The sequence below is a fragment of the Gordonia sp. i37 genome, from assembly GCF_002043085.1.
Classification (GTDB): domain Bacteria; phylum Actinomycetota; class Actinomycetes; order Mycobacteriales; family Mycobacteriaceae; genus Gordonia; species Gordonia polyisoprenivorans.
In genome coordinates this window covers 1-7,707 of record NZ_MVPX01000361.1, presented here as the reverse complement: position 1 = coordinate 7,707, position 7,707 = coordinate 1, and the positions used below count along the sequence as shown (strand labels likewise).

Sequence of the window (7,707 nt, the reverse complement as noted above, 5' to 3'; positions counted from 1 at the left end):
CAGAAGATTTCGACGAATCGGTGCGCGCCGCTCATGCGCGGGCGGCAGCGCTACTGGATCCGGCCGCCGGGCAGGTGATGCGTGCCGCGCTGGTGGTCGGTGCCGACGCCGCCCGGTTGGTCCTGGTGATCCACCATCTGGCCGTCGACGCCGTGTCGTGGCCGATCCTCATCGAGGACCTGCTCACCGCGGCGGCGGCGGTGTCGGCCGGCACGCCGCCGGTCGTACGCTCCGAGCCGACGTCGATGCGCGCCTGGCAACAGGCGCTGGCCGATCGGCGCGAGTCGCGGGAATCCGAACTGGCGCTGTGGCTTTCGCGCTCTCCGGAGACGCCCACCCGGCTGGGCGTCGCCCCCGATCCGCAGCGGGACCGCCTGCGCACGGTCGGCTCGGTGATCGCGCGGATCGACGCGCCGATCACCGGGTCACTGCTCGCGGCCGTGCCCGAAGCATTCGGCGGCAGCGTCAACGACGTTCTCGCCGGCACCCTGTCGCGCGCGATCCGGTCCTGGCAGCAGCAGCGTGGTATCGCCGACGATCGGGCGGTGACGATCCTCGTCGAGGGCCACGGCCGCCACGAGGACATCCTCGAGTCCGGCCCGGACCCGCGTCGTGCCGACCTCTCGCGCACCGTCGGATGGTTCACCACCCTGATCCCGATGCTCGTCGACCCCGGTGCCGACGCCGTGCACGCGGTCAAATCGGCCAAGGAACAACGACTGACGATCCCCGATCATGGCATCGGATTCGCCGACCTGCGTGCGGTGGCGAACTCGCCTCTCGCGCAACGCCCCTTGCCGACGATCGCCCTGAACTACCTCGGCAACCGGGCTGCCACCGACGGCGGGGGAGACGTCGGCGGCGGGGGAGACGTCGGCGGAGGCGCGACGGCCCACTTCCTGCCCGCACCCGACGCGCCGTTCCTGCCGTCCTCGGTGTCGGGGGCGATGCCGGTGATGGCGCCGCTGACCATCAACGCCGCCGTCACCACCGGAGCGAATGGGCCGGTACTGGCCGCCGATCTGCGATTCGCCCAGGGCGTACTCTCCGAGGCCGACGCCACCGACATCGCCGAGCGGTGGCGGCGAGAACTGGCCGAACTCACCGAGATCGTCGACGCCGGAGAGCCGGTGGGTCTTTCACCGTCCGACGTGCCCGGCAGTCACGCCACCCAGGACGACCTCGACGAGGTGGCGGCGCGTTATCCCGGAGCGGCGATCTGGCCGCTGTCGCCTTTGCAACGCGGCCTCTACTTCCAGTCGGTGCTCGCCGGTAACGGCCCGGCCACGGCCACCTCGGGTGGCACTGCGGACACCGCAGACGACGTCGTCGATGCGTACGTCACCCAGGCGGTGCTCCGGCTCGGTGGGGACGTCGACCTCGACCGGCTGCGTGCGGCCGCCGACGAGTTGCTGCTCCGGCACCGGGTGCTCGCCTCCGGGTTCGTGCGTGCCCGCAGTGGTGCGGTCCTCGCGGTGATCCCGCCCGACGCACGGGCCGGGTGGCGGGTCGTCGACCTCGCCGACGACGCCGCGGCACCGGACCGGGTGGCCGAGATCGCGCGGCAGGAACGCAACGAGCCGTTCGACCTCGCGTCGCCGCCGCTGCTCCGGGTGGTGGTGATCGGTCACGGCGATCAGACCGATGTGGTGATCACCAACCACCACATCCTGTTCGACGGCTGGTCGGGGCCACTGGTCCTGGCCGACCTGATGGCGCTGTATGCCACCGGATCGGCCTACACCGGCGACGGATTCGGGGGAGACTTCCGGGACTTCCTACACCACATCGGCCGCATCGACGATCGCGCGGGGCTGCAGGCGTGGGCGCGACGACTGGCTCGTGCGCAGGGGCCGACCCTCGTCGCACCGGGTGCCGAGGCCACCGCCGAACACCGACCAGCCGAACACATCGTTGCCGTGCCGGCCGAACTCACCGCCGCACTGGAGGATTCGGTCCGTCGACACGGCACCACCCTGGCCACCGTGCTACAGGTCGCCTGGGCGCTGCTGGTCGCGCGGCTCTCAGAGTCGCGTGTGGTCACCTTTGGGGAGACCGTGTCGGGCCGTCCCGCCGATCTACCCGGCGTGGAGAACATGGTCGGGTTGTTCATCAACACGCTGCCGGTGGTCGTCGACGTCGACCCCGACGCCACGCTGGCGGCCGTGGCAAGCGCCCTGCAGGACGACAAGACCGCGGTCCTCGACCACCAGCATCTCGGTCTGCCCGAGATCATCGCGCACAGCGGCGTTCCCATCGCCTTCGACACCCTCACCGTGCACGAGTCGTACCCGGTGGACACCGCCTCCCTGTCCTCGGCGTCGCCGACGGCGGTCGGGGGACTACAGGTGCGCGGCGTGGACGTCAGCGACTCCACCCACTACCCGCTGAACCTCGCGACCTCGGTGCGCGGGGATCGGCTCCACCTGCGATTCGCGTATCTGCCCACGGCCTTCGACGAGGCGCAGATCATGATCTTCGCCACCGCGCTCACCCAAATCCTGCAGACCTTCGTCGACGCACCAGACACCCCGATCGGCGAAGTGCCGCTGGTGGATTCGGCCACCGCAGCACTCCTCGACGACTGGTCGCACGGCGCGGTGGTACCGCTCGAGGGCGATGCGGTCACCGACCTGCTGGCCCGCCGCGCCGCCGACACGCCCGACGCGATCGCGGTGATCGCCGACGAGCGAGAGGTCACCTATGCCGAATTGCTCACCCGCGCGAGCACGCTCGCCCGTGAGCTGATCGCGTCCGGAGTGGGACCGGACACGGCTGTGGCCGTGTGTATCCCACGTTCGGTGGAGATGATCGTGGCGATCCACGCCGTGTGGGCTGCGGGCGCACAGTTCGTGCCGATCGACACCGGCGCACCGGCAGATCGGGTGCGCTACATGACCGAGGTTGCCGACGTGTCACTCGTCCTCGTCGGACCCGGCCCGATCCCCGACGGGATCGCCGCACTGCCCGACGTGCGGACCCTGACGGTCGATGCCGCCACTGCCGTGGATCTCTCTGTGGTCGACTCCACCGCCGTCGCACCGGTCACCGCCGACGATCGCCGCGCGACGGTCCTTCCCGAGCACGCGGCCTACACCATCTTCACCTCCGGGTCGACCGGACGACCCAAAGGTGTCACCGTCTCGCGTCGGGCGTTGAGCACGCATCTGGCCTTCGACCGCGACTACTACGGATTCGGCCCGGACGACGTTGTGCTGCAACAACTCGAGTACACCTTCGACCCCGCGATCATCGAGATCGTGCGCCCCGTGGTGTGCGGCGGACGGCTCGTCCTGCTCCACCCCGGAGAGCATCGCGACCCGGTGCTGGTGACGCGCCGCATGATCGATCACGGCGTCACCTCGGCGACGCTGGTGCCCTCGGTGCTCGGCGCGATGGCCGAGATCGTCGACGAATCCGACCTGGCCGAACTCACGGCGTTACGGTTGCTGCACACCGGTGGTGAGGCGCTCACCCGCCCGGTGGCCGACGCGATCGGGCGACTGCTGCCCGCCACGGAACTGTACAACCAGTACGGTCCCACCGAGACGACGATCTACGCCGCGGTGCAGCACATCCGGCGCGACGGCCACACCGTGCCGATCGGTCGGCCACTGTGGAACACCGTCGCGCTCGTCCTCGACGAGCGTCTGCGTCCGGTTCCGCCGGGGCTGCCCGGCGAGTTGTACTTCGGCGGGGATCTCGTGGCTCGCGGGTACGCCGGCCAACCCACCCTGACCGCCGAACGGTTCGTCGCCGACCCCTACGGGCCTGCCGGCGCTCGGCTCTACCGCACCGGCGACCTGGTGCGCTGGAACGCCGAGGGCGAGTTGGAGTACCTGGGCCGCACCGATTTCCAGACCAAGCTGCGGGGCCAGCGCATCGAACTCGGCGAGATCGAGGCCGTGCTCACCTCCGCCCTGGGGGTCGTCCATGCCGCCGCGACGGTGGTCGCCACACCTGCCGGCGAATCGCTGGTGGGTTATCTCGCGCCCGACACCGTCGACCTCGATGCCGTCAAGGCCACCGTGACCCGGGCGCTGCCGGAGTTCATGCGGCCGGCCACCTGGGTGCTGCTCGAGCAGATGCCGCTCAACACCGCCGGCAAGATCTCACGCCGAGAACTACCTGCGCCGCAACAGGTGTCGGGGGAGATCGTGGCACCGTCCACACCGGCCGAACAGGTGCTCGCCGAGGTCTTCGCCGGCGTGCTCGGCGTCGAGCAGGTCAGTGTGACCGCGTCGTTCTTCGACGCGGGCGGCAACTCGCTGTCGGCGATGCGGGTGGCGGCGCGCGCGGGTGAGGCGCTGGGACGCGAGATCTCGGTCCGTGACGTCTTCGAGGCACCGAGCGTCCGGGAACTCGCCGCCCTCGCCGGCGGTCGGGGCGCATCGGGTCCGGCGATGGTGCCACCCGCGCCACGACCCGACCGCGTGCCGCTGTCCCTGGCGCAGCAACGCATGTGGTTCATCAACCGGTTCGACCCCACCTCACCGGCCTACAACGTGCCCGCGGCGCTGGCCCTGCACGGCGCGTTGGACGTCGAGGCCTTGCATGCCGCGGTCCTCGACGTCGTCGCCCGCCACGAGATCCTGCGCACCACCTTCCCCGAGAACGCCGGTGTGCCCGAGCAACTCGTCCACCCGGTATCCGCGCCGGTCGACTGGCAGATAGCCGGGAGCCGCGACGACCTCGAGGCGGCGGCGACGACGGGGTTCGACGTCACCGTCGACTTCCCGCTGCGCGCCCGCTTGTGGTCGGCGAGCCCCGAGGAGCACGTCTTCGTGCTGGTGCTGCACCATATCGCCGCCGACGGCGAGTCACTGGCGCCGCTCGTCGCCGATCTGGTGACGGCGTACCACGCACGGGTGGCCGGAGTGCCACCGCAGTTCGAGCCGCTCGCACTGCAATTCGCCGACGTCGCGGTATGGCAGCACCGGCACCTCGGGTCGGTCGACGAGCCGGGTTCGATCCTGCACGCACAGTGGGACTATTGGTCGCATCAGCTCGCGGGATTGCCCAGTGTGCTCGACCTGCCGACGGATCGTCCGCGTCCGGTGGTCGCGTCCACCCGCGGGGCGACAACACATTTCGAGATCGACGCCCCGATCGCCGAGCGGATCACCGCACTCGCCCAGGAGTATCGGGTCACCCCGTTCATGGTGATCCACGCCGGGCTGTCGGTACTGCTCGCCCGGCTGTCGGCGAGCGACGACATCGCGGTCGGCACACCTGTCGCCGGCCGTGGCCGACCCGAACTCGACCCGCTGATCGGCATGTTCGTCAACACCTTGGTCCTGCGGTCCGACTATCGGGCTCAGGAGTCCTTCCACGGCCTGCTCGAACGCATCCGGGGCATCGATCTCGACGCGTACGCGCACGCCGACATCCCGTTCGAGACGTTGGTGGATCACCTCAATCCGGTGCGCTCGGAAGCGTTTGCGCCTCTGACCCAGGTCCTGCTCACCCTCGAACAGTCGGTGATCGCCGAACTCGCCGGGGAGTCGGTCGCCGGCGGTGAGATGGCCGGTCTGCAGGTTCGGCCGCTGTCGATCGGGGAGATCCCGGCCAAGGTCGACCTGCTGTTCTCGGTGACCCCGGCAGCGGCGGGCCACTCCTGGTCCGGCGCCGTGCAGTACGCCACCGATCTGTTCGATGCGCACCGCGTCGAGTCGATGGCCGCGAGCCTGGTCGGTCTGTTGGATCGGCTGACCGCCGAGCCGGGTACCGCGGTCGGGGACGCACCGCTGCTGCGGGCCGAACAGATCGACGAGCTGGTCCCGGTGTCCGGGGGGCCCGAGGTGGCGCCCATGGTGCTCGCCGACATCTTCGCCGCGGCGGTCGCCGGCCAGCGCAGACGTACCGCGGTCATCGACCCCTCCGGTACAGCACTGTCCTACCGCGACGTCGATGCCCGCTCGAACCGGCTGGCACGATGGCTCATCGGCCGCGGAATCGGCGCCGAATCACTGGTGGCGCTAGCGATCCCGCGGTCGGCCGATCTGTTCGTGGCGATTTGGGCGGTCGCCAAGACCGGTGGCGGCTACGTACCGATCGACCCCGGCTATCCGGCCGAGCGCGTTTCGGCCATGATCGAGGATTCCGGGGCCGTCCTCGGCTTGTCGATCGCGTCCGTCGGTGACCTGCCGGGTGATGACTTCGAGTGGGTGGCAACCGATCACGAGTCGACCGCAGCCGAGATCGCGGCGATGGACGACGCGCCGATCGGTGCCGAGGACCGGTTGCGGGTGGTGCGTCCGGACAACGTGGCCTACGTCATCTACACCTCCGGCTCGACCGGCAGGCCCAAGGGTGTCGCGGTCTCGCACACCGGATTGTGGAACTTCGCACGCGCCGAGTCGGCGCGGCTCGGCGTCGGTGACGGGCCGATCGTGATGGGTTATGCGTCACCGAGTTTCGACGCTTCGGTCCTCGAATATCTTCTCGCCGTGGCCAACAACGGCACCCTGGTCTATCGACCGGCCGACGCCGTCGGCGGGGAGGCGTTGCAGGAGTTCATGATCGACCGTGAGGTGACACACACGTTCCTCACCCCGACGACCCTGTCGACCCTCGACCCGGCCCGGTTGCCCGCGGTGGAGTGCATCGCCGTCGGTGGTGAGGCCGTACCGCAGGCGCTGCAGGACCACTGGTCGGCGCACGTCCGGATACAGAATGCCTACGGCCCCACCGAGACGACGATCCTCACCAACATCGGCGAGATCGCCACTCCGGGGACGCCGGTGCGGATCGGTGCGCCGCTGCACGGACTGCAGCAGGTCGTCCTCGATGCCCGGCTGCATCCCGTGCCCGAGGGTGTCGTCGGCGACTTCTACATCGCCGGGTGCGCGCTGTCGCGGGGCTACCTCGACCGCCCGGGTCTGACCGCCGAGCGCTTCGTCGCCGCACCGTTCGGCGCGCCCGGTACACGGATGTACCGCACCGGCGACCTCGCACGCCGGCGTCGCGGGCCCGACGGACGTCAGGTGATCGAATATGCCGGCCGCAGCGACGATCAGGTCAAGTTGCGCGGACTACGGATCGAACTCGGCGAGATCGAGGCCGAACTCGGCCGGCACCGCCTCGTCGACGCCGCCGTCGTCATCGGGGTCGGTGCTGACGGGGTCGGTGCGGAAGGAGTTGGGGGATCGGTGGCCTCGGCGCTCGCCGCCTACGTGGTGCCGACCGATCCCGACGCCGATCAGGCGACGTTGATCGCCGATCTCCGCGCGCACCTCACCCGGCGGCTCCCGGCGCACATGGTGCCCGCGTCGATCACGGTGCTCGCGCATCTGCCGCTCACCCCGGTCGGCAAGCTCGACAAACGGGCATTGCCCGCGCCGCAGATCGTCGAGCGCGAGATCGAGCCGCTGCGCAACGACGTCGAGCGTGCCGTCGCCGCCGCCTACGTCGAGGTACTCGACGTCGACGAGGTCGGTGCCGACGACAGCTTCTTCGATCTGGGGGGCAATTCCCTGTCGGCGGCGCGGGTCGCGGCATATCTGCGCGGCGAGCATCAACTCGAGATCGAACTGGCCTGGCTGTTCTCGGACGCGACGGTGCGCGGGCTGGCCCAACGCATCACCGGGGCCGACGCCGCGACTGCCGACGTGCTGATCACCCTGCGCGCCGAGGGTTCGCGACCGCCGCTGTTCTGCGTTCACCCCGCCGGTGGGCTGGCCTGGTTCTACGGCGGGGGGGGGGCGG

1 protein-coding gene is annotated in these 7,707 nt (G+C 70.2%); it reads left to right on the top strand.

Translation table 11 applies throughout. The features are described from left to right. Nucleotides 1-7,707, top strand: a 7,707-nt coding sequence (locus B1964_RS17545; RefSeq protein WP_139765777.1) for a non-ribosomal peptide synthetase, incomplete at both ends; no start/stop codon positions are given.